The following is a 22,606-nucleotide window of genomic DNA, read 5'->3' as shown; positions in this document are numbered from 1 at the left end:
GTATTATACAATACACAGATTATTGGGGACAGATATTCTGAATCATACGACTCTCGTAACAATAAAATTCAGTCTGGCACTTTAGATTCTTAAACATGATAAAAACTCCGCAAACTTCCAAGTCGAAAGGATACTTTTATAGTTTATGAGCTAAATGGTGATTCTGTTCAATAAAATCATGATAGAAAGCGCTCAGACGGAACTTACAGTATTTAGTATAGCGAATGATTCAAAATATACGTCCCCATAAACTAGTCCATTAAACACATCAAAACACTAATAATAGTTCTTTTTACACTGATAATATTTAACTTTTGGTTGTATACTATTTACATAAAAATACTTTATTCGACATCAATAGACATACTCTGTCGAATACAAGGAGAGGGCGAGGCGATTTTCAATGAGAGGGAGATTGACTGGTATTTCGGCATCGCTGGCACTGGCAATAGCGCTTATGATTCCTCACTCTGTTCAGGGAGTGGGCAATTCACTAAGTAAGGATTACTTGATTCTGTTGACTAGCGGTACAGACAGTGAACTTGTTTCTTCATTTGGTGGTGTCATTTACGAGACTTTTGATTCTTTTGATTTAGTTTCGGCCTCATTGGATACAAGTGCATATGAAGCATTACGCCTTCACCCGAATGTATTAAAGATCGAAGCAGATGCTGAAGTAGAATTAGAAGCTCAGCAGGAAGATTATGGAGCAGGTTTGATCGGAGCAAAAAGATATTGGGATTCTAACCTGACTGGAAAAGGAATCAAAATTGGTATTATAGATTCCGGAATTGACACGAAACACTTTGACTTGAAAGTAACAGGAGGCGCTTCTTTCGTAGATTACACAACAAGTTATCACGATGATAATGGACACGGCACCCATGTAGCCGGGATTGTGGCAGCCTTAAATAATTCTGTCGGTTATCGCGGGATCGCACCGAATGCTGAATTATACGCTCTAAAGGTTTTCGATGCTGATGGCGGAGGGAATATTTCCGGACTAGTTCATGCTATCCAATGGGCGATTGATCACGAATTGGACATCATCAATATGAGCCTCGGTGCACAAGCCGATTCAACGGCATTACGTCTTGCAATTGAACAGGCATCAAAAGAAGGTTTACTTTTGGTTTCAGCAGCGGGCAATGATGGCACGGGTTCTGGCAATACTGTTGATTACCCTGCCGCATATCCTCAAACCATTGCAGTAGGCGCAGTCGATCAGCAGTTACGTCTTGCCCCTTTCTCATCGACCGGCGCTGCAGTCGATCTCACTGCACCAGGCGTTTTAGTCAGCAGCACCTATTTTCAAAATCAATATGCCAAAATGAGTGGAACATCCATGGCTACACCATACGTAAGCGCAATGGCCGCTCTTTTAATGGAAGCAAAACCACAGGCTACTGCCACAGAAATTCGGGACCTCTTACAAAAGAACGCAAAAGATCTTGGGGCTTCAGGACGTGACCCGCTTTTTGGTCAGGGTCTAGTCCAATCATTTGCATTCGCCAATGCCCAGATCAATGAAGTGAAATCAATTGAAACATTCACAAGCTATAAAGGCATTGCCGGAACATCTCAACAGCTCAAAGTAACCGCTGTTTATCAGGACGGTACTAAAAAAGACGTATCCAAAGAAGCAGTTTGGACCTCAAACAACTCTAATATCGTATCCGTTGAGGCAAACACGCTCAAATACCTAAAAGCCGGCAAAACAACCGTTACTGCAACATTCTCAGGTATCTCAAAAACATCAACCGTCACTGTAACCGAAAGCAACCCAATAATAACCATCACAGCACCAAAAGAACTAACCGGTCAAAAAGGACAGCGCATGAAAATAAAAATACAAGCCATCCGAAAAAATGGGACAACCATCACACTAACACCCGACAACTCACTCTGGACCACATCCAATCCAGCCATCTTCACCACAGACCGCAAAGGCGAAATCACCCTAAAAAACCGCGGAACAGCTACACTCACCATACAGAAAAATGGAGTGAAAAGCACTGTTGTGGTTAAAGTGAGGTAAGTATGATTTTTGGGAGATGGTTTTGGTTTTTTGGGGACAGATATTTTGAATCACTAGCCTCACGAAATAAAAAAAGCTTAACCTGTCTCTAAAGATTATAGAAATGTTAAAATCCCGCCAGCTGTGGGCTGACGGGATTTATTTATAAATTGTGAACGAAGTACTGACACTGTTAAATTAAATTATACCGGAAATACTCAGACAGAGCTTATGATATTTATGCTGGCGAATGATTCAAAATATACGTCCCCACCAATCACAATCACAAAACCCCAAACATCCTAAACCGTCCAATCTCCTTCACTTTCCGCACTTTCACAGGCAGTGCATTAAAAAACCGTTCGAGATATTTATAGTCTGTATGTGTAATGGTGACTTGGGCTGGCATGGCGTTTTGTTCGATGACCATTTTGCAGAAGGCGTCTTGCAGGGCAAGTGTTTTCGGAATGGGACCGTATGTCTCGTTGACTAAAAACAGTCCGTTTTTTTTCGAATAGCCTGCAACGATTAGTCCGAAGAATGGCCGATCACCTGGCTTTTCGACAATTGGCTGACTGGTGTAAGTCCCGACAAATTCGATTTGGTCATCCACCACAGGGATCGCCTGCAGCTGCTTAATGAGGAGTTCATTTTCAATACTTTGCTGTTCCTCTTCAAGCATCCGGTCAAACTCTGTTATTTCAACGCCGTGTTCTTCGTAGAAACCATCGCCCGCCACACGAGTGTACATATAACCTGTTTCAAAAGGGGCGATGACTTCAAGGCCCTCACGAATTCTTTTCGTCACATCCAGCACATGCCGCACAACAAATGTCACCAGGGACTTTTCATGTTCATTTAAGTACCACGGAATATAGCCAGGCTCATAACTGCGGAACATCGGCCATCTCCCTTTCCCTCTAAACGGAATGCCCGTATCTTTCACCAAGCCATAATCAATCGGATCAAGTTCGTTTCGATCGTTAAATGTTGCAGTAATCGCAAACTGCTTATACCTATACTCCTCATCTTCTTCTCTAAATAGCGAACTCAACGTGCGCCATCCCTCCATCGAAGGATAAATAGCAAGACCTTTTTCCATTTCTGCCGCACCCATGACAGAGACAAACACCATAAATCCCTGCTGATCAATTGCGAACACCTGGTCAGAATGCAGCACTTCCCAAGGAGCAGCATTATGTAAGTCCTTCATCAACTGAATGAGATCATAACTTGGCTCCATCTCTTCTTCATCTTCAATTTCAGGATCAAAAAAGGTATCGTAGCTGCCTAGTGTTTGGTGATATCCTTCAGAGAACAAATGATTAATCTTTTTTAATAATTCATCATTTGATATTCGTCCAGCATCATTTACTTCTCCCCGGGAATCCTCATCTGGAGCCGTTCCCATCACTTCTACACAATATGGCACTACTGTTTCTTCATCATGTTCATATACATTCTCGACCACAATTTCATGCGCCCAGTTATCACCAAAATCATAAACATAAACAGCGTGATCATTCACCCGATTTAACCAATCTCCAACACTCTCATCCTTTTCCTTACGCTCAAAAGAACCCTCATATAAAGAATCATCGTCCTCCATCCCAATAGACGTTTCATCCTCCAGCCCACCCGATTGATAAATCATAAAATGATGCAAATGCGAATTCGTCCAATCAAACGCCACCTGCAACACCTCATGCAACCCAAGAAAACTCATCCGATCATCAACACGAAGCCTTCTCCAGACAGGTTTTTCTTCATATAGCAACGTTACCCTTAGTTCTAGAATCATAGAGTTAGCCTCCTTTTTAGATTTATTATAACAGGGGGGACGGAGCCGGTGTTCCTTTTTCCATGACCTTCTTAAGCGTTCTTAAAAAAGAAAACATTCAAATTAATACTTTCCACAAAACTTACAAAAGTGTATAATTAACTATATCATTAATCTTCGTTCAGATTTTTTGTTCTTTATTAAGAACGGAAGGGGCTTTTCTATTGAAAATGAAAAAGTGGTTTCTCCCCAGTATCAGTATGATTCTCTTCATAGCCATTCTTATTGTACTTTTAAACAGTTTAATGTCGTCTTCAAATGAACTTCAAGCCAGGGAGTCGTCTATTGAGGAACTAGAGACAAATATCGAGAGGCAAAATGGAGAAATTGAAAACTATCGACAAACCATTGCAGATTACGATGAAGAATTGGCAAGTGAAAAGAGAGAAATTTTAAAACAAGAAAGGGAAATAGAAAAACTTGAGAAAAAGTTAGAGGAAGCCGCTCCATGGTTTGAATTAACCGAGGCAGAGCGAGAAAGAAAAATAAATGAGGAAAAAGAGCGAAAACTCGCTGAAGAAGCTGAAAAAGTTGCAGCTGCAGAAGCAGAGAGACAAAAAGCATTAGAGGAAGAACGCAAAGGATATGAAACTGGAATCACTTTCGAACAATTAGCCAGAACACCAGATGATTTTACCGGAAAGAAAGTGAAGTTTTATGGGAAAGTCGTGCAAGTGATTGAGGATGGAACATTTATTCAAATTAGATTTGCTGTAAATGATGATTATGATACGATTCTATTTGCTGTATTCGATTCATCAATGATAGATATAAATGGTCGTGTCCTTGAAGATGATTTATTAACGATAATGGGAACCTCAGGTGGCCTTTTCTCATACGAAGCCACGTCCGGTGCTGAAATAACTATTCCATTAGTTTATATTGATCAAATTTTATATTAAATTATAGAAAGGGGGGACGGAGCGGCCGTTCTTTCTTGAAAGCTCTGTCCCCCTGGATCAAAACAAAACAGAGGGACAGAGCACGCCCAATGTCACAACCGCTCCGTCCCCCTGTTCTCCTCACACAAAAAACTGAACCATCGAAATCAACACTCCGACGCCTGCTACGGCCAATGTGCTTTTTACAAAGTTGGTACTGGATTTGGTTTGGAGTGATTGGTTTGTGCTGTTTAGTTCCTTTACGAGTGATTGGATGGTTTCTTGTTGTTTCAGGTTGGTTTCTTCGATTTTCTTTGTGGTTTGCTGGAGTGAAGTTAGTTCGTTTTTCAAGTTGTTGAGTTCTTGGTTGTGTGTATTTAAGTGATCTTTGAATAGATCGGACTGGTTTTTTAGTTCTGTGATGAATTGTTGGTTGATGTCTGACTGGGATAGAAGCTGGCTGTCGATTTCTTGAATGTTTTGTTCGTGTTGTATGATTTGTTCTTTTTGGTTTCTGACAATGTTAATTTGTGAGAATAGTGCCTGTTCCAGTTTTTCGTCGACTTCTGCCTGGATTTTGATTTGTTCTTCGTGCAGCTGGTCAATTTCTTCCTGAGACTTTAATTGCTCTCCATACAATTTGTTCAGCTTGGATTGCTCCTGCAGCTTCATTTCGATTGCGGTGATTTTTCCACTTTGCACACTTAGTTTTTCCGTATGCAGAAGGTCTGTCTCAGCCTGTTCTCGCAACATTGCTTCGAGCTTAAGGTCGGTTTCAGCGTGATGCTGAAGTTGCTTTGAATGCAACTGATCAATTTTCTCCTGGTCCTCAAGCTTTTGGCTATGTAATTGGTCAATTTCAAATTGAGCTTCGAGGATAGCGTTGATCTCTGTATTGTTCTTTGAGTGCTGCGCAATTTTCTGATGATGTTCCTTGAGTGTTTGATTAAAGTTTTCCTGTTTCATCAGGATGTCTTCCTGATCCTTTAACTGCTTAATCACAGCAAGGATTTCTTTTTTCGCAAGGTCAGATAATTCTTTCTCTGACGCACCCTTCATTCTCATCTCGAGTTCACGTACCACAAAACGATTACTCGCAATGTTACTGACGCCCAGCTCAAATAAGTATTTTGTAATCTCAGCCAGTTTTGTTTGGAATTCAAAGGAGATTTTTTGCGCCTCCGTACTGGATTGAATCGCTACAGCAAGTGAAACGCCTGCTTCCTGTAGTGATTCGATCGCAGATCTCTTCTTACCAAAACCGGCACTTTTATTTTTTGCATCTTCTGATATATTTTTCGCTTTTTTAGCTGCTTTAATGGCTGATTTCACTTTTTGATCCAATTCGTCCAGCTTACGCACTTGTCCTTCTATAATGACCGGTAACGTATCTTCATCTGCTCGATCAACCTTTTGATTGCGCCTTTTCACAACACGTACATCCTGAATATCCTTCACCATCTATCCCTACCCCCATTTTAATAAGTCGTCGATCTCATCGATTAAGCCGGGATTATGCTTTTCAATCTCATCCTGATACTTCTCAATTTGTTTCATTGAATGAGCATTGGCTTCCCAAGCTTTTATCGACACCACCTTGGCCTCCTGCATTTTCATGATTGCCTCACTAATGGATCTGTCAGTCTGCTTCGCTGCCTGCCACATTCCGGCCTCCATGTAAAATGCTTTCGCATTCAACAAGTGTAATCGCTCATTCATCAGCACAATCCGTTCATCCCGATTTTGGTTCTTCTTCACGCCATAAATGACATCAGTAGACACAGCAACCGTAAACCTGCCTACACCCACAACATTCAAATGCAACAAAAACTCCTTTGCAAATAGAGGCGCTTGTCCTCCAGATTTAATGCCGCCTCTAATCGCTGCATCACTGATATCAATTAAAGTAAACGTCCCTGTTGCAATCGTAAGCATTCTGACAATCGTTCTATTCTTATATGGCAATATTTTGTCCCAATTAAGAGATTCAACATCGCTCTCCCTCAACTCAAGAAACAGCCTTCTGATCAAATAAAAACTCCTGACAATCACTTCGTTCAAAATGACTGGCATGGCCTGTCTGCTAATTTCATGACCAACTGCCAGTTCACTTCTAAAGTCGAATTTTTGCTTAACAAATGCATCATAGAGTTTTTGAGGTAAACCAGAATCACTGATCCCGGGGATTAGGGAAATTTCTTTTAATAAAGAAATAAATGGCCCAGGTATCCCCATGCCTGCTCCAGCTGTTTTGTTGCTACCGGACATATCACTCACCAAATGGAAAAACCAATTAATCGTTCCACATGAAATTTTCGAAAGTAAGTCATGCCCGATCAATGTTTTATCTTTCGGATCTATCGAAATTGGAACTGGTATTGATAAAAACTCTCCGTTTCTATCTTGAAAGTATCCTTTCTTTGTAAATTGGGTCAGGATCGAAGCAAAAAGCCCTAGTAACGTAGGATGATGAGCCAAGTCGTCTAAACGGTGACTCTTATGAGTAATATTCTTAGCATTCCCACTGTAAATACTATCACTCGGAATCTTGAACTCTTTTTCTAAGAAGCTAATTGCTCCCTTTAAATCATTTTTCCCTTTCCACCCTTTACTTCTAGCCACCCCTTCTACAAACCGATTCACCTTTTCATTACTCCAAGCTTCGCCACGTTTAAAGTTAAACTCCCCAACCCAAAATACATCAATAAAGCCTGCTAAAATTCCACTCCCGACAGCAATCATGTTATCCAATTGATCGGCATGGTTCGTGAGCCTGTCAATTTCCTGATTAACACGGTCTAAATGGCTTTGATTAGACCGCAACGCTTCATTAACTTCATCCAGACCATCTCTTATGCTCTCCGATTCTCGATCCATTCCAGAATCGCAAATCACCTCAGCTTCCATCATCACTTCATACTCTTCAGAATGAATCTTTAATGCTGGAAATTGTAATACTACACCCTGCTGGTCCATTCCACATTCTCCTTAGAAATTCGCTCTCATGTATAACAGGTCTTATTAACCAATAAAAAGAATTATTAATAAGATAATAATACCTTATTTTTTCTAAAAAATGTATATAAAATGCAGAGCGTCCATCTTTTTCTTCTCCACTGTGCCCCGTTTCAAAACAAAACAGAGGGACAGAGCGCAGCAAATGGAACAGTCTCTCCGTCCCCAATATTAACATATTTTGTTTTATCTTAATGAAAAAAGTAATATTATAGATGTATATCTATGATAAAGGAGGGAAATTCATGCAAGCTGTTCTCGTTACTTTTGTGATTTTGGCTATCTTTGTTTTGTTTATGGTGGCGTCTATTACTTCTGTAGTCAAAAGGTCTGTTGTGCGAGCTGCAATTAGGAAAAATGTTTTTTTATTTAATCAGCTGAGGCAATCAAATGATGAGAGTAACTATCATTTACATAATCAATTGGCTTATCACAGTCTGATAAATCTACAGGGACGATTGAAAAGTGTTTCTCGTGAAAGATTAGAGTATATGGTGGATAGAGAAATCAAGCATCTGTCTTCCGGTGTTTTTTTGAGGTTTTTGAAGCAAAGTCTGCTTATCTTCAAGTTTGTTGCATTATCAGCAGGTATGCTCGTCGGTTTTATCACACTTCTTTTTTTGATCATTGATACACAAGTAAATTCAACTAATGATCATCTTGCTGATGCGAATACTGCAAGTACGTCTCCTATTGTTGAAGAGATCGCATCTAATCCTTTAGATCAACAAGATGCTACTGTCGAGAAGGAAAAGGCAGATCAGGAAGCTTATGAATCGGGACTTGCCTCATATCACGAAGAGCAGTTTGAAGAAGCTCTAACTTCACTGGAAGCCATAACAGATTCTTCATCCTTTTATACACAGTCGCAAGAATTGATTAAAGACATTCATGTGAAGTTGTATTGGAGTCAGGTTCTCTATCCTACGTATGATGAAATTACAAAAAGCCCTGAAAAATACACTGGATCAGTTGTTGGCTTTAGCGGAACGATCATCGATATCCTGGAAGTGAATAACAAAACAATGATGATCATAGGTACTGAGATCATGGACGAATATTACGAATACTACGGCGGTGATGTCCTAGTACTCTATCCTGAACATACCGAACTTATGGAAGGTGACATCTTAAACTTCTCCGGCATGATGAAGGGGAATTATCTTCAAACTAATGAAGAGTATTTAATTTCCAACTACCTAGGTGGCGCATCAAGCTTTTCAACTAGTGGTTTTGAAAACACGGATCAAATGCCAGTAGTTATTGCAGATTACTTGTACTAGATGGCGAGACAGAGCAACCGTTCCTTTTGTCCAGCTCTGTACCCTTGTGCCAAAACAAAACAGGGGGACAGAGCGAGCTGAATAGCACAGTCGCTCCGTCCCCCCGAATTTTAATGAAAGGGTGTATTTTAATGCCAAAACCATTAAGTAAAATGAAAGTACCTGACCCTTTTTTGATGAATGAAGACACTGTGAATTTTTCAGTCTGGCGCTTTCTTAACGAAAATGAGTTTGTATGTCCTCATCCTTTGACAGGAAGGGAGAGAGGAATTGATGTACAAGGAGAAAAAGACGGTTGGAAAATCTATATAGAATCTAAAGGTTCACATGCAAATAATCATGATGTTGATACAGTTTTTGGCCAAGGGCAAATTAAAGTTCATACTTATAATCAAATTGGGAAACTGATGGAATATAAAAACGTTCACAGCGAGAAAAGTATTTTTGTTATGGCTAACCCAGATATCCCTAGAATAAGAAAAAGAGTTCAAAAAGTAGATAAATCTTTAGATGCTTTAGGATTTATTCGTTTCTGGGTTCAAAATGATCAATCTATAAAACTAGAATATCCCAATCATATGAAGGAGCAGTTGCTTCATTTAGGTTTAATTGAAAAGTAGAAAGAGTAGTCAGCGTACACCATTCCAATTGGGTTTTACTCGTTTAAAACATAAGAATACTCAAATCACAATTTTTACAGAGGATACATCACAAGTACTTAAAAGATACCAGCAAACTCAACCAAGAGCTATTGAGCGCTAGTTTCAAGAGACAAGCCCTCAGATTGTTTAATCTATCAATCATTAGATCAAACACGATCTGCATCCCGTAGATTTTGCCGTACTGTCTAATGGTGAAAGACCTTCACTTTGTTCAATGAATCATCTGAATAATAAAAAGGACTTCATCTCTAAGAAGTCCTCTTACTATATCTATTTAGATACCTTACCTATTATAAGTATTGACCATTCACCTTCAGCTTTTAGACTTCGAGTGATTCAATTAATCTGTGCCCTTGTTTCCGATATCCTAATTTCCCTCAAAAAACACACCAGCCCCGCAATGAACCGAAAGGAACATTGCAGGGCTGAACACAAAAGATAATCCAACTGATTAGGAAGGATTACGGGAATTACTTCCTTATCATTTTAACATATGAAGAAAAAATTGGGAAGGTATATTTAGCATACACCTCAAAAATCGCCTTATGGCAGAAGGTATATTCCGATTCCCGAGTGTTTCAACATATACGTCCCCATGTTTCCTAACCATGACTCATACTTAGTCGATATGATAAGTAAGGAGCATTGTGATGTTAGTGAAACTTTGGGACTTAATTAACAATTTAAAGGAAAGGATGTTAGTCAATGAATAACAATTCTAGTCCACTCGACGTACCTGGAGAATTATTAAATGGGTTTTCCGAGCTGAAACTATCGGACTTTGACAGACCAGGCGTGTACGGTCTCATTCTAAATGAAACAGAATACCTGTATATTGGAATATCTAATACTTCTATGTTTAAGAGAATATGGGATCATATAGGGAACTTGTCAACGAAATCGAAAAAATTCGGGCTATTGCCTTCTGAATTAAAAAGTGGGAGGATGAGGATCAGTATTGTTGAGATTAAGGAGGTTGGTGACGACAAAATTAGTTTAAATGAGAAAGAACTAAATGCTATTAGAAAGTATAAACCGATCCTACAAATTCAACCTAACAGTGATCATTGCATTCGTGGTGATGACAAAAGAAGAGCTGCTGTGGAAGAAAGGCTGCGTATTGTTTGAATATTGCTGTATTTTTTTAAAGGATGGAAGAAAATGAATCGACATCTTCACTTTTTGCGTATTCGGAATAAGAGGCGTCACAATCACTCCCTAAAAACATGTTTCCAGATATGAATAATGCACTTCCTCTTCGTTACATCAGGGGGAATATACGTCATGATAATAAAAGAGCTCCTGCTATCTAAATTAAGAGATGGCAGGAACTTTCTTCTTCAGGATAAACGCTTATTCCCCAACACCTTTCAGAAGTCGAATGAAACTCGATCTACGTCCCAGATGTTTCCGAATGCTTCTCACTAAATGACTCGAATTTTTCGATCTTGTGTTTTACATTATTTTTTTGCATTAAATTTGCTTTCATTTCTGCAAATCTACCAAATTCAACTAATTTATTTCCAATCACCCTCAACCGTTCAGCATCGGATGTATTATCAATCTCATTGAATATCTTTTCAAGGTAAGAATCGATATTATCAGTTGGGTCTTTATATTCTTTTAGAGAAGTTCCATTGGAATATTTAACGTTCGTACCACCATCCCAATAGAATGTATTGAAGTATGATCCATTAACTTTCTGAATCTCGTCAGTGAATTGTTGACTATATATTTTTTTTTGCGAATTATTTGATATTTTATTGACTAGAGAAATAAAAGTAGAAATATTCTCCTTTGTAATGACGAACTCATTGTTTTCTTCAAGAAATTCTTCTTTCTTTAATAAGCTTGACAATATTTTATAATATGCAGAATAATTGTCACCTCTGGATCTCGCACACTCTTTAACCATAATACAATTTTCTCTTTCACCTCTAAGCCCATAGACGTAGCAAATTCGACTAAACCCGTCTAATGTCTCACAATTAGATACGTACAAGTGTACATTCTTAAATTCATAACTGTTCTGCTTTTCAGTTACTTTAGTTCTACCTATACTGACAATACCTTCAAATTTTGATAATTCTTTTTGAAAATCTACTGGTATTGTATTTGATTTCTCTATGTGATCTTTTGCAGCTCCGACATAAAATTTCAAACTGGATATTCTAGTTCTAGATCTATATATCTTATAAGCTGAAGAGTTCAAAGCTTCTGAAGGATTATCAAATCCTTTTTGCACTTCAAAAACTGGTTTCATTTCTAGACTCCTCTCGCGAAAATAGTAATGCCATATTAAAAATGTTCAAATAAGGTGTTTCCGTTTCTTTGTCCTTTCTTTAGAGCATTGAGCTCACTGCTATTTTTAACTATTTCTTTTCCAATTAAGCTTTTTGTTCCATGATCTAATTTTCTTTCAGTTTTAATTTGATAAAATTTTTCATATACGTCTATTTCTACATGAAATCCCCTCGTTACACAGATTAAATCTACAGATTTTTTTATTTCCTTTTCATATCCTCTCAAATCAACTCTATCCCGGCAACCATTGTGAAGCCGATATTTTTCTACTATCATGATTCGTCCTCCTTTTATAACTTATAAAAATAATATACCAAAACCAATCTCAATAATCAACAGATTTAATCTGTAACTTTCGAAAAAAGTATAATTGTTCCCAACAAGGGATTTTACGATGATTCTACTACCCATTACTTTCTTCTATTACGTCGTTTGAATTATATAGAATAAGATGCTTCAAACATGCTTACAGAAAATACCCCTATTTCTTCATCTGCGTCATGTTAGGCGGAAGATACGTCATAAAATATAAGAAGCTCCAGGTCGCTCAATTTGTATATCTGTTCTCTTTTTTTATATAGTCATTTAAGAAGATTTTGAACGGATTATGTGTCGTATGATTCAGGTATGTTTAAATGAAACTTCGTACACGTCCTTTTATTTGACAGTCTGAACACTCGTATAGCCAGACACACAACTCCTGTAAATTAAATGCACACAAATGGTGGTCAATACAAAATCAGTAACGGGCGAATCGGTTTTCATAAAAATAGCAAGAGCATAAAAAATCGTAGCCGAAAGAAAGATGGTCATTCCTACATGTAAAAAAGTCATATAAGTGCGATTCATTAGCACTTCCCCCTAAATAATGTGATTTAAATTTAGAATACATATATTGCTTGATTTTCATCTAAGAAATACGGGTTACGGTTCCTTTTTTTCAGGAGAAAGCAGAACCCGCCTCATGTTCTATTTATCTAAACGCCTTTATCCCATAAGCCTCCAGCACATACCGCGGCACAAAGAATCTCGCCGTCTTTAGCGGATCCACAATCTGGCTGACCTGAACCTGGCCGACTGCGCTCATCAGCATGGTCAGCTCGGAAAGTGTCAGATCAGTCTGAGGTTGAAGGTAATCAATCATCAGCTCCACTGCCGTATCAGCCGATTCATCCAGCGTTTCTTTGGAAACAAGCACGGAAAGACCATCTCCATTTTCGAGAAACGGGTAGGAAATCTCATACCCCTTGATCACTTCAACCGTGATTTTCACCTTTGCCTGGATTTCAATCCCTGAAACGCTGATCTCACCATCACCCATCGCCGCATGCAAATCGCCAAGTGACAATAGCGCACCTTCATGGAAAACCGGGAAATACAGGGTCGCACCAGTCGTTACTTCCTTCGTATCCATATTTCCACCGTGTGCACCCGGCGTCCCGCATGAAATCCCCTCATTTTCCGGCGCTACACCAATCACCCCAATCATCGGGTTCAGCGGCAATGCCAACCGGTCATTAAAAACCGCTCTTCCATCCTGAATCGGAATGATCTTCACCTGAAAATCCTCCATCCGGTGGCCCATCACACCAAGCCCCGGACCCGTCACCATCACACCGCGATCGCCAAGCTCAATATCATCAATCCGAACCTTCAGAATATCCCCCTTCTGCGCACCCTCCACAAAAATCGGACCCGTCGCAGGATTCACCTTATCCCAATCAATCGCACTAAACTCCGTCATCTCCGACTTAATCTGATTCTCAAAACAGTCATATGTATCAACCTCAACCTGATCGCCGGACTGAACAGTCAGCACCGGCGCATTGTCTTGATCCATTTTGTAAACGAAATGCTCCCTGGCAAGATGTTTTGTCATGTGAATCACTCCTTTTAAGAGTAGTTTACAGGAAATGATTAGTTTTTTGAAAGTTCCGAATGTTATTCTTTTAAAAAAAGATCTTGCCGACAATCCTTATCGGTAAGATCTTTCGTTTTGTGAATGATTCAAAATATACGTCCCCACGCATCCCACGCATCTAAGATTCCTTCATATAAATGATTTTTTATTATCTTTTTCTGTAAAAAAGAGCTATTCTAATTTATAGGTATTATGTCTTAAAAATATAATTTCAAGGAGGGATGGTTGTGAAAAATCCGGGTATCGCAGTACTTCTTAGTTTCTTTTTGACCGGACTTGGACAAATATACAATGGTCATATTTTGAAAGGCGTCCTTATGATCGTACTTCAGATCGTTAATGCATTTCTAGTTATTTTATTTATTGGAATGATTACTTATCCGCTCGTCTGGGTTTGGGGACTTTACGATGCTTATAAAAGTGCTGATAGAATTAATCAGGAAAAAACTAGGTTACAGAGTACGGTCTTTTTGTAAGAGAAAAAGAGAACTGGGCATTTTGCCTGGTCTCTTTTTTTTCTATTCAATCATTCAAAAAAGTTTTGAAAGGATAATGTATTGAATCATTTAGGTATTTTCGAACAAAACTTCACAAACCACTATTTTTATTTAATAGTCCGAACACTGGTATAACCAGACACACAACTCCTGTAAATTAAATGAACACAAATTGTGAGCAATACAAAATCAGTAACGGGCGAATCGGTTTTCATGAAAATTGCAAGGGCATAAAAAATAGTAATCGAAAGAAAGATTGTCATACCTACATGTAAAAAAGTCATATAAGTGCGATCCATTAATAATTCCTCCCAAATAAGATGATTTAGATTAGACTACGTATTTTTCTCAATTTTTATTGAGTGCGCAAGGGGATCGCTCTTCTTTTTCATGAGAAAGAAGAACCGTTACCTTGTTCTCTCTACCTAAACGCCTTTATACCATGAGCCTTCAGCACATATCGCGGCACAAAGAATCTCGCCGACTGCGCTCATCAGCATGGTCAGTTCGGAAGCTGATCTCACCGTCACCCATTGCAGCGTGCAGATCGCCAAGTGACAAGAGCGCACCTTCATGGAAGACCTGGAAATAGAGAGTCGCACTAGTGGTTACTTCCTTCGTATCCATATTTCCACCTTTTGCACCCGGCGTCCCGCATGAAACGCCTTCATTTTCCAGCGCCACCCCAATAACACCCAATCATTTGGTTCAATGGCAATGCCATCCGGTTATTGAAAACCGCTTTTTCATCCTGAATCGGAATGATCTTCACCTGAAACTCCTCTAATCGATGCCCCATCACACCAAGCCCCGGACACGTCGCCGGATTCACCTTATCCCAGTCAATCGCGCTAAATTAAGTCATCACCGACTTTACTTGATTCTCAAAACAGTCATACGTAACAACCTCAGCCTGATCACCGGACTGAACAGTCAGCACCTGCGCATTGCCTTTATCCATTTTATAAACGAAATGCTCTCTCGCTAAATGTTTCACCATGTAAACCACTCCATTGAAAAGTATTTCCCAGGAAAATATTAGCTTTTTGAGAGTTCTGAATATCATTTTTAGAAAAAAGATCCTGCCGAAAACAGTAACCGGCAAGATCTTTCGTTTTGTGAATGATTCAAAATATGCGTCCCCACGTATCAAGTTTCAACAATTACTAATCTTTCATTCTCATTTTCAAATTAATACTATCCAATTCATTATTTGCTATGCGTTGCAAACGCTGAGTTTCAGCATCACTTTCCATTCTTTCTATATGCATGATTTCACTTTTTAAAAGGTTTAAGGCTTCTTTAAGGGTGTCGGCTTCTAAATCTGTTAAATATCCATGTAGCCTTATAGTGCAAAATGAAGTTCTAAATTTGTGTGGTACTAATGATTGTTCGTCAACTATCTTTTCAAGCTGATTGATCTCTTCTTGCAAAGCATTTAATTTTGAAGCATTCGTAACATTTGGTAATGTCACTAATTTATTTATAAGCCTCCACATCAACCTGTATCCGTAAAAGTATAAACCTACTGCTATAAAAAAACCAAATAGTTCTATAAATGAATTGCTATTCCCTCTACTAGTATTAAACGTAAATAAATCCAATAAAAAAATGAGAATCGCTTCAACAGATATTACAAATGGCAAGAAGGTAAGTATGATAATAACTGCATGAATAAAATTATTTACTTTGAGAGGTTTTTTGAACATTTGTTCGTATGTCTGTTCATTTTTCTCAATTATGATCAAATTATTGTGTGTGAACTTAATGTTTTCAATCAATGATTCTTTTTCTAATGCAACATTTTCCATGTAACTATTCCTCCATTCAATTTTAAAGATTCAATCAAAACTTTCCTCCTATTCAAATTAATGTTATAAGACGATTATAAAACTTTTGTATCATTTTAGAAATAGAAAATAAGAAAAAATTCTCATTTAATATTACGTTGACTATGACCATGTGACACGTGAGGACAGTTGTTCTGAATCATTCGATAATCAAAAAGAAAATAGAAACCTTTTAACTTCCATTATGCTTTTCATTAAGAATTAATTACATACTCAGTAAAATAAAACACGAAAGACCCTGTCTGCTTTAGCTGACAGGATCTTTCGTGTTTCCAATGATTCAAAATATACGTCCCCACGCATCACTTAACATAAACGTATGTCAACTCACCATCCATATCAAAATATTCTATACTATAGGCAATTTGATCGAAGTAGAGTGGTGTGTGGTAGACTGTTCCTGATATTCCAGTTTCGTAATGATAGATTTCCATTTCTTTTCCTGTTGCTTTTCTCAAGTCCTCTACTGTTAGTTCGCCATTCCCTGTTAACAGTAGGTTTTGGACTACGCGTGTGTCATCACGGTATAGGACGGTAAATCCATCGTAATGTAATGCTGAGCTACCATAGAAGCCTCCTTTTTGACCTTCACCTGCTTTTTGGATCACAGTGTCAATTGAATCCCCCATGACAATACCTGTTGAGAAAAATTCAGGGAAGAGTGCCTGAAAAGCCGGGTCATTTGTGAGTGGTTCACCATCAAATAAATTAAGATCGTAGTCCATGTTCACCAATTGTTCTCCTTCAAGCAAATAACTCCTGTGACCGGCATTCGGATCTTCCATAATGATATCAAGGGTATTAGTTGTAACCTGGAAATCCGCATTTTTCAGAGCCGCATCAATACCTTCAAATCGGTAAGCTTCGATAATACCAAATTCACCATCATTTTCTGTATATCGAAGCAGTCTGAGTGTGTCTGCTCCAGCTTCCTGTTTACCTTCATATACCGTCGTCACAGCTGCCATTTGTCCAACAGATTCATTTTCCATAACACCACTGAATCCCGTAACCTCTGCTTCTTCAACATAAACCGCTTCCCACTCATTTCCTGTCTGAGCGCCAACAAGGAGGTGCGTAGCAGTACCAATAACCATTTCATCCGTACCATCCTGATTAAAATCGACTAATTCTTCGATTACGATCGTTTGATCATTTGTCCATTCAGCATGCCATTCCAGTGGCGCTTCATTACCCACCGTATTTTCAACTTCCTCAGAAACGTCGATATTCGTTTCTTCTGTATTATTTGTATTTTCAACTGATCCAGCAGCTTTATTATTCTCTTTCACTTCTTCTACCTCTGCGGCCTCCACAACCTTTTTTTCCTTTGGTTGCGCCTGGTCATCCGAGCAAGCTGCCAATGCAAGTGCTGCTGTCATTAATAATACATACTTCTTCATAAAATAATTCCTCCTGAAATTCCATTAATTTTCTAAATAAAACCTTAAATATAAATAATTGCTATCAAGACGTCTCGGTAAGTTAGACGTAACAATTTTGTAATAGTTACAACATTTTTGAAATATTTTTCGATTGTTGGGGACGTATATTTTGAATCATTCGGTATACGAAAAAGCCTTTCCTTTTCACCAAAATTAAATGAATGGAAATTCTTCTATTATTCAACTTGTTTTTGTTTAGCCAATAAAATTAACTACTAAAACAGAAAAGACCCTGTCTGCTTTAGCTGACAGGATCTTTCGTGTTTCCAATGATTCAAAATATACGTCCCCATAAACCACATAAAACATACCAATAAATAGTTATTTATACATAATTTTGTATACTTAAATCAACTATTAGACTATGATAAAAGTAGTAATTCTATTTTACTTAATAACGAAGCGGAGGTTGTTGAATGATGAAGGTGTTTAAATCGTTGTTTGTTTTGATGTTGCTTTCAGTTTTATTGTCTGTACATGTTAGTGGGGCAGAAGTTTGCGAGAAGTACAAAGGTGTTAAGAAGGTGTGGTGGGATGGCGTTGAGTTAAAGGGAGGTCAAATTGGAAGACTTTCAATCGTAAATGATACTCCATTATTTAAATTGGATGGAGAGAAAAAAGTATTTTCAAAAACACTCAAGGCTGGTGAAGGTTATAGAATTTATGCGTTTAAACCCGGCATGTTAAGCGTTGGGGGCGGATTCTTCGTAGATCGTGATAATAAGGTAAAGTATGAGACACCTAGTAGAGCAAAATTAACAGCAGCGATGTGTGTACATAATCCGCACTTACTTGAACCGAAACCCACTCCTCAAGAACCAGTTATAAAAGATGAAAGTATAGAGTTAAGAGAGTTAACGAGTAATGAAATAATGAATGGGTCGGAAACACTTATATACCACGGGAGGCGTAATTACTCTACATGGTATGTACTAGATCCAAATGCGAATACTTTCCGACTGATAAAAGCACATCCAGAGCTGTATCATTCCAGTATTCCTTTTACAACTGTCAAAAATGATAAATATATATACAGTGCAAGTGCTAACGGTCCTAATGACCATTACAATTTGTTTATCCATTCTATAAATGAACCGTCGGAAAGAATTGATGTTGGAGAAATCGAGTATTTCACAATTAACAATAAAAATTTATTCACTCTTGAAATCGGCCAAGATTCACAGGGTTATTATCAAGTATCATTATTTAAATATAACCTTAAGGGACAAAATAAAGAATTACTTTCAAATAAAATTAAATTGTCAGGCGGAGGACCATTTGTTTTACAGGCAGATGACAACTTCTTTTACTACCTCGCTCATGATAGTGTAATTAGAGTTGATCTAAAGACGCTAGAAGAAAGTAAAATTCCAGGCATTTCTTTTAAAGAACAAGCATTCGTAGATCTACATGAAAAGTATATTGTAGTCACTGAATTCACATCGTTTGAGAAACCTGCCCCTACAAAAATTTATAATTATGAGGGCAAGCTATTATATTCCTTAAATGTGAATCCTTTACTAAATGTGATACACGAGTATGAAAATCAACTTTATTATTTCAACTGGAAGAATTACACGATTTTTAAACTGAATGAAAAAGGCGAAGCAGAAATTGTGCATGAGCTCAAAAAAGGGCAAGAATTTTTAGGCTTTAATAAAGGTTCTTTATATACGATTAGCTACACTTTAGATGATAATAAAGTTTATCGTTATGATTTAAAATGACGATAACTTTTGTTATTAGTAAATAGAATAAGGATTTCCCCTCTTTTAAATTCATTTGGTTCCAAATTTTCAAACAAGCTGTAACAAAATTCTACCGAAAGATCCTGTCTGCTATATAAGTAGACAGGATCTTTCAGTTTTCACATAATAAGATTCGACACTCCCAAAAATTATCTCAAAAAAATATTAAATAATTTAAAATTATCAATTATCAAGCGTTTACATAGATTAAAACACTATTTTATGTCGTAAATTGTCGAACGATAATATTACATAAGTGTAATATTATATAGTAAAGTTATACCGATATTATTTTTAGGAGGAATTACGCAATGAAGAATTATTTTTCATTAATAGCTGTATTAATGGTTGTTTTATTAATGGCCGCATGCAGTGAAACAACTGTAGAAAAGGTAGAAACGGAAACAGCTGCAGCTGAAGGAGAAGTTACCGAAGAAGCGGCTACAACTGAAGAAACAGAACCTGCTGAAGAAGCAGCACCAGAATTTTTTAGCGTTGGCGACACAGTTTCAGTCGATGGAGTAAATGTAACGATTACGAGTGCAACCTTTACTGAACCAGCTGAGTATTCAGAAGCAGCAAATGGTAAAGTTTTAACAATGGAACTTGCTGTAGAAAACACAAACACTGAAAGTGCATTTGTAGACTCCACAGACTTTTCATTATACGACGCTGATGGAAATCAGCTTAATGAATATTACGGTTATGACGAAATGTCCATCAGCAGCGATTTAAACGCAGGAAAAAAAGCAACCGGAAAATTATACTTTGACGTTCCGGAAGGCACTAACTATGAATTGATTTATACACCATTCTTCTCTTGGGATGATGTAGAAGTTAAGTGGGATATCGCAGTTCAGTAATTAGTAATTTGGGACAGTTATTTTGAATCATCGGTAGTCGAAAAGAGTCTACCCTTTTTGCTTAAAATAAATGAAAAGGGAACTCTTCCACTATTATTCAATTTATTGTGCTTCGAACGAATCAACATAACTACTATCAAATAACCAAAAAAGACCCTGTCGGCGAAAATAACCGGCAGGATTTTTTGTTTTGGGATGATTCGTAATGTGCGTCCCTACGAATCACCTTTACATCAACTCACTGAATCATGTTTTTGTTTATTTTCTTCTTCCGGCCCCGGCAATCTTAATATATTGTCAGGTAGTTGATTAAGAAAATCTTCTAGGTTTTCCTTACTTTTATTTTTTTGAAGGTCTTTTAGTTTTAATTTACGTGTTCTTTCCTTAATATCTTTGCTTACTTCATTTTTAACAGAATCCAGCATTGTATTTAAGTCATCCACCATTTTTTCTTTTATTTTTATTTCTTTTTTTAATTCTTGAATCTCATTCCATAGATCTTGTTTATGGTCTTCATTTGTTGAATTTTGATATTGTTTATTTTTTTCATAAAGGTCTTGTTCATCTTTTTCTCTTTTTTGATCTTGTCTCTTTTTAAATTGACTCTTTATAGTTTGTATCATGAATTCAATAATTTCATCACCATATTTAATTAATAATTCTTTAATCTTTGGCTATAATGCTTTTAAAAAAACGTTAATTATTTTTTTCATTTTTTACATCTCCTCAAAAGATAATAATTACTTTTAAAAAAGTGTCTTTACTTGGATTAAAAATTTGACATCTAAAATAATAACTTAATACCGAATGATCAAACTCTTTTCTACAAACGACCCTATTCATATGATTAAGTTATGTGTAAATAAAACCCGTAGCCTTATTCGATTAACAAAAAAGTCCAAAACCTATTTCAAGAATGTCAGTTCATCCATATCTCCTCCTCAAATACTCCAAATCTATCTCATAAGCATTAATGGCTCGGCTGTAATCACCTCTTTGTCCGTGATTTTTGTACGATCTTTCAAGTAACCAGTTAATGTGTGATTTAATGTTTGATAAAGGAATGGACTTTACTGCTTTATCCAACACAGCTCTTCTTTGTTGATCTGTTTTTCCCGTTATTTGATAACCCATCTTTCTTAGTTCGCTAAATTCCTGGTATTTTGGTTCTTCTTTAGCCACTATAAATCCAAGCTCATGAATATTAGCCAGTCTTTTTTTCTCCTCTGAGCCGGGCTCTGCATCAAAAAATTCCTCCATTGCCTTCACTCTGTTTTGTAAAGCCAGATGTCCGGAGGCTTTTGCAGCGTTTTTCCATGATGCGATACTCTCATTTGTAAACCGTTTATTAATAAGAGGCCAGTGCATGAAAAGTGTTTCTGCATACTGATTTTTCAGCTTCGTATTTTTACTGTTATTCAGGTGCTCGAGCAACATTAATAAGCTTTTGTCAGTAGAGGCATCCAGCGTTAGGGTCATCAATTTATCCAGGTTTTTAATAAGTTCATTATTTAATAGAAGATTTACGTCATTTTTACTTTTGTATGAGAGAACTTTCAACCCTAAAGTGGCACGGTACTCAGCGGAGAGCTTACCCGCTAAAATTTCTTTTATAAATCTGTTTAGCTCACCTTCAATCATTTCAATTTCATCTTCAAGTTTCAGGTTTTTTTCTTCTATGTAATATTGACTGTGAAAATCGATTAAGTCTGTTCTTTTTAATTTCATCAGGGCTGTGATCAGTTTTAGAAATTGAGAAAAATTTAATAAAGGACAATCTAATTCGAAGAGAACTTCATATTGATCAGTCTTCGTCAGCTCAGGAATAAGCATTTCTAAAGCTTGGGCTGCTTCCGCTCTGCCGATCGAATCCTTCCTATACTTTTTGATTTTTCTTTTAAGGATTTCATTTTCTTCCTTTAACCTGACAATCTCCATATCATTAATATTTGTAACCACATTCACAACCCCTTCGCTTTTTTCATTTTTTATCAAATTCATGATTATATTGTCACTTTTATTCTACCAAATATATCGACTTAATATAGTATTATTTTACTATAATAACGAATATAACCATTAAATATTTTTTGATATGCATAGTTGCTTACAGACAACTAGAAAAGACCTTCTCACTTCCTACAAATGTGAAACATCTTAGTTTATCGAATGATTCAAAATATACGTCCCCAAAAACCATCCACCAAACACTGGATGAATTATTTCAAAATGTGTTATATTTGAAATATTAACGTAACATTTTAGTAACTTTTCCATTGT

The 22,606-nt window shown here is 37.3% G+C and carries 21 protein-coding genes; 8 read left to right on the top strand and 13 right to left on the bottom strand.

Translation table 11 applies throughout. The features are described 5' to 3' along the window. Positions 1 to 403 precede the first annotated feature (403 nt). Entirely contained in the window at positions 404 to 2,038 is a 1,635-nt protein-coding gene (locus E2491_RS10280; RefSeq protein WP_134375554.1) for a S8 family serine peptidase, read from the top strand. A 262-nt stretch (positions 2,039 to 2,300) separates the two neighbouring features. On the opposite strand, the gene E2491_RS10275 is transcribed toward E2491_RS10280, so the two are convergent. Further along, positions 2,301 to 3,818, bottom strand: coding sequence for a plasmid pRiA4b ORF-3 family protein (locus tag E2491_RS10275; RefSeq protein WP_134375553.1), 1,518 nt, complete (start codon positions 3,816 to 3,818; stop codon positions 2,301 to 2,303). Positions 3,819 to 4,021: 203 nt separating this feature from the next. On the opposite strand from E2491_RS10275, the gene E2491_RS10270 reads away from it, so the two are divergent. Next, positions 4,022 to 4,759 (top strand): toxin regulator, encoded by a 738-nt coding sequence (locus E2491_RS10270; protein ID WP_208528067.1) that lies wholly within the window; start codon positions 4,022 to 4,024, stop codon positions 4,757 to 4,759. Positions 4,760 to 4,879: 120 nt separating this feature from the next. On the opposite strand, the gene E2491_RS10265 is transcribed toward E2491_RS10270, so the two are convergent. Both E2491_RS10265 and E2491_RS10260 read right to left on the bottom strand, forming a co-directional pair. After that, positions 4,880 to 6,199, bottom strand: coding sequence for a coiled-coil domain-containing protein (locus tag E2491_RS10265; protein ID WP_134375552.1), 1,320 nt, complete (start codon positions 6,197 to 6,199; stop codon positions 4,880 to 4,882). Positions 6,200 to 6,205: 6 nt separating this feature from the next. Next, positions 6,206 to 7,714, bottom strand: a complete 1,509-nt coding sequence (locus tag E2491_RS10260; RefSeq protein WP_134375551.1) for a hypothetical protein — start codon at positions 7,712 to 7,714, stop codon at positions 6,206 to 6,208. Between the two features lie 284 nt (positions 7,715 to 7,998). On the opposite strand from E2491_RS10260, the gene E2491_RS10255 reads away from it, so the two are divergent. The 3 genes from E2491_RS10255 to E2491_RS10245 all read left to right on the top strand — a co-directional run bounded on the left by E2491_RS10255 (position 7,999) and on the right by E2491_RS10245 (position 10,826). Next, on the top strand, positions 7,999 to 9,036 hold the full coding sequence (locus E2491_RS10255; RefSeq protein WP_134375550.1) for a hypothetical protein: 1,038 nt from the start codon (positions 7,999 to 8,001) through the stop codon (positions 9,034 to 9,036). Between the two features lie 131 nt (positions 9,037 to 9,167). Then, on the top strand, positions 9,168 to 9,656 hold the full coding sequence (locus E2491_RS10250) for a hypothetical protein (RefSeq protein WP_134375549.1): 489 nt from the start codon (positions 9,168 to 9,170) through the stop codon (positions 9,654 to 9,656). A gap of 747 nt (positions 9,657 to 10,403) precedes the next feature. Continuing rightward, entirely contained in the window at positions 10,404 to 10,826 is a 423-nt protein-coding gene (locus E2491_RS10245) for a GIY-YIG nuclease family protein (RefSeq protein WP_134375548.1), read from the top strand. A 265-nt stretch (positions 10,827 to 11,091) separates the two neighbouring features. Here E2491_RS10245 and E2491_RS10240 read toward each other — a convergent pair whose 3' ends face one another. The 3 genes from E2491_RS10240 to E2491_RS10230 all read right to left on the bottom strand — a co-directional run bounded on the left by E2491_RS10240 (position 11,092) and on the right by E2491_RS10230 (position 13,881). Further along, the gene (locus tag E2491_RS10240) at positions 11,092 to 11,961 is read right to left on the bottom strand and encodes a hypothetical protein (RefSeq protein WP_134375547.1); all 870 of its coding nucleotides are present in this window, start codon (positions 11,959 to 11,961) and stop codon (positions 11,092 to 11,094) included. Between the two features lie 35 nt (positions 11,962 to 11,996). After that, positions 11,997 to 12,278, bottom strand: coding sequence for a hypothetical protein (locus tag E2491_RS10235; protein WP_134375546.1), 282 nt, complete (start codon positions 12,276 to 12,278; stop codon positions 11,997 to 11,999). 697 nt (positions 12,279 to 12,975) lie between these two features. Next, a complete protein-coding gene (locus tag E2491_RS10230; RefSeq protein ID WP_134375545.1) occupies positions 12,976 to 13,881 on the bottom strand; it encodes an acetamidase/formamidase family protein in 906 nt (301 codons plus the stop codon). A 263-nt stretch (positions 13,882 to 14,144) separates the two neighbouring features. On the opposite strand from E2491_RS10230, the gene E2491_RS10225 reads away from it, so the two are divergent. Beyond that, the gene (locus tag E2491_RS10225) at positions 14,145 to 14,399 is read left to right on the top strand and encodes a DUF5683 domain-containing protein (protein ID WP_134375544.1); all 255 of its coding nucleotides are present in this window, start codon (positions 14,145 to 14,147) and stop codon (positions 14,397 to 14,399) included. A gap of 471 nt (positions 14,400 to 14,870) precedes the next feature. Here E2491_RS10225 and E2491_RS17640 read toward each other — a convergent pair whose 3' ends face one another. The 5 genes from E2491_RS17640 to E2491_RS10210 form a co-directional block, all read right to left on the bottom strand. Continuing rightward, entirely contained in the window at positions 14,871 to 15,104 is a 234-nt protein-coding gene (locus E2491_RS17640; protein WP_244093932.1) for an acetamidase/formamidase family protein, read from the bottom strand. Beyond that, complete coding sequence (locus E2491_RS17735; protein ID WP_256369353.1) at positions 15,088 to 15,219, bottom strand: hypothetical protein; 132 nt, start codon at positions 15,217 to 15,219, stop codon at positions 15,088 to 15,090. Before E2491_RS17735 ends, E2491_RS17640 begins: the two co-directional genes overlap by 17 nt. A gap of 57 nt (positions 15,220 to 15,276) precedes the next feature. After that, positions 15,277 to 15,420 carry a hypothetical protein gene (locus E2491_RS17635; RefSeq protein WP_244093931.1) on the bottom strand — a complete coding sequence of 48 codons (144 nt, stop codon included), beginning with the start codon at positions 15,418 to 15,420 and terminating at the stop codon, positions 15,277 to 15,279. A 166-nt stretch (positions 15,421 to 15,586) separates the two neighbouring features. Then, on the bottom strand, positions 15,587 to 16,231 hold the full coding sequence (locus E2491_RS10215; RefSeq protein WP_134375543.1) for a hypothetical protein: 645 nt from the start codon (positions 16,229 to 16,231) through the stop codon (positions 15,587 to 15,589). A gap of 341 nt (positions 16,232 to 16,572) precedes the next feature. Continuing rightward, entirely contained in the window at positions 16,573 to 17,673 is a 1,101-nt protein-coding gene (locus tag E2491_RS10210; protein ID WP_134375542.1) for a hypothetical protein, read from the bottom strand. A gap of 458 nt (positions 17,674 to 18,131) precedes the next feature. Here E2491_RS10210 and E2491_RS17615 point away from each other — a divergent pair, with 458 nt between their 5' ends. Further along, positions 18,132 to 19,442 (top strand): hypothetical protein, encoded by a 1,311-nt coding sequence (locus E2491_RS17615; protein ID WP_208528066.1) that lies wholly within the window; start codon positions 18,132 to 18,134, stop codon positions 19,440 to 19,442. A gap of 332 nt (positions 19,443 to 19,774) precedes the next feature. Further along, on the top strand, positions 19,775 to 20,326 hold the full coding sequence (locus E2491_RS10200; protein WP_134375541.1) for a DUF4352 domain-containing protein: 552 nt from the start codon (positions 19,775 to 19,777) through the stop codon (positions 20,324 to 20,326). Positions 20,327 to 20,559: 233 nt separating this feature from the next. On the opposite strand, the gene E2491_RS10195 is transcribed toward E2491_RS10200, so the two are convergent. Continuing rightward, positions 20,560 to 20,949, bottom strand: a complete 390-nt coding sequence (locus E2491_RS10195; RefSeq protein ID WP_134375540.1) for a hypothetical protein — start codon at positions 20,947 to 20,949, stop codon at positions 20,560 to 20,562. Between the two features lie 301 nt (positions 20,950 to 21,250). Beyond that, positions 21,251 to 22,285: a hypothetical protein gene (locus tag E2491_RS10190; RefSeq protein ID WP_134375539.1), complete on the bottom strand. Its 1,035-nt coding sequence runs from the start codon at positions 22,283 to 22,285 to the stop codon at positions 21,251 to 21,253. Positions 22,286 to 22,606: the final 321 nt, after the last annotated feature.

The organism is Jeotgalibacillus sp. R-1-5s-1 (genome assembly GCF_004405105.1).
Classification (GTDB): Bacteria; Bacillota; Bacilli; order Bacillales; family Jeotgalibacillaceae; genus Jeotgalibacillus.
Note: the sequence above shows the minus strand (reverse complement) of the source record. Positions and strands in the feature narration are given on the sequence as shown.

Bases quoted from the DNA above. Each gene is read 5' to 3' on its own strand.
- E2491_RS10280 (WP_134375554.1), top strand. From the start codon at position 404: ATGAGAGGGAGATTGACTGGTATTTCGGCATCGCTGGCACTGGCAATA.
- E2491_RS10275 (WP_134375553.1), bottom strand. From the start codon at position 3,818: ATGATTCTAGAACTAAGGGTAACGTTGCTATATGAAGAAAAACCTGTC.
- E2491_RS10265 (WP_134375552.1), bottom strand. From the start codon at position 6,199: ATGGTGAAGGATATTCAGGATGTACGTGTTGTGAAAAGGCGCAATCAA.
- E2491_RS10260 (WP_134375551.1), bottom strand. From the start codon at position 7,714: ATGGACCAGCAGGGTGTAGTATTACAATTTCCAGCATTAAAGATTCAT.
- E2491_RS10255 (WP_134375550.1), top strand. From the start codon at position 7,999: ATGCAAGCTGTTCTCGTTACTTTTGTGATTTTGGCTATCTTTGTTTTG.
- E2491_RS10250 (WP_134375549.1), top strand. From the start codon at position 9,168: ATGCCAAAACCATTAAGTAAAATGAAAGTACCTGACCCTTTTTTGATG.
- E2491_RS10245 (WP_134375548.1), top strand. From the start codon at position 10,404: ATGAATAACAATTCTAGTCCACTCGACGTACCTGGAGAATTATTAAAT.
- E2491_RS10240 (WP_134375547.1), bottom strand. From the start codon at position 11,961: ATGAAACCAGTTTTTGAAGTGCAAAAAGGATTTGATAATCCTTCAGAA.
- E2491_RS10235 (WP_134375546.1), bottom strand. From the start codon at position 12,278: ATGATAGTAGAAAAATATCGGCTTCACAATGGTTGCCGGGATAGAGTT.
- E2491_RS10230 (WP_134375545.1), bottom strand. From the start codon at position 13,881: ATGACAAAACATCTTGCCAGGGAGCATTTCGTTTACAAAATGGATCAA.
- E2491_RS10225 (WP_134375544.1), top strand. From the start codon at position 14,145: ATGGTTGTGAAAAATCCGGGTATCGCAGTACTTCTTAGTTTCTTTTTG.
- E2491_RS17735 (WP_256369353.1), bottom strand. From the start codon at position 15,219: ATGGGGCATCGATTAGAGGAGTTTCAGGTGAAGATCATTCCGATTCAG.
- E2491_RS17635 (WP_244093931.1), bottom strand. From the start codon at position 15,420: ATGGTGAAACATTTAGCGAGAGAGCATTTCGTTTATAAAATGGATAAA.
- E2491_RS10215 (WP_134375543.1), bottom strand. From the start codon at position 16,231: ATGGAAAATGTTGCATTAGAAAAAGAATCATTGATTGAAAACATTAAG.
- E2491_RS10210 (WP_134375542.1), bottom strand. From the start codon at position 17,673: ATGAAGAAGTATGTATTATTAATGACAGCAGCACTTGCATTGGCAGCT.
- E2491_RS17615 (WP_208528066.1), top strand. From the start codon at position 18,132: ATGATGAAGGTGTTTAAATCGTTGTTTGTTTTGATGTTGCTTTCAGTT.
- E2491_RS10200 (WP_134375541.1), top strand. From the start codon at position 19,775: ATGAAGAATTATTTTTCATTAATAGCTGTATTAATGGTTGTTTTATTA.
- E2491_RS10195 (WP_134375540.1), bottom strand. From the start codon at position 20,949: ATGATACAAACTATAAAGAGTCAATTTAAAAAGAGACAAGATCAAAAA.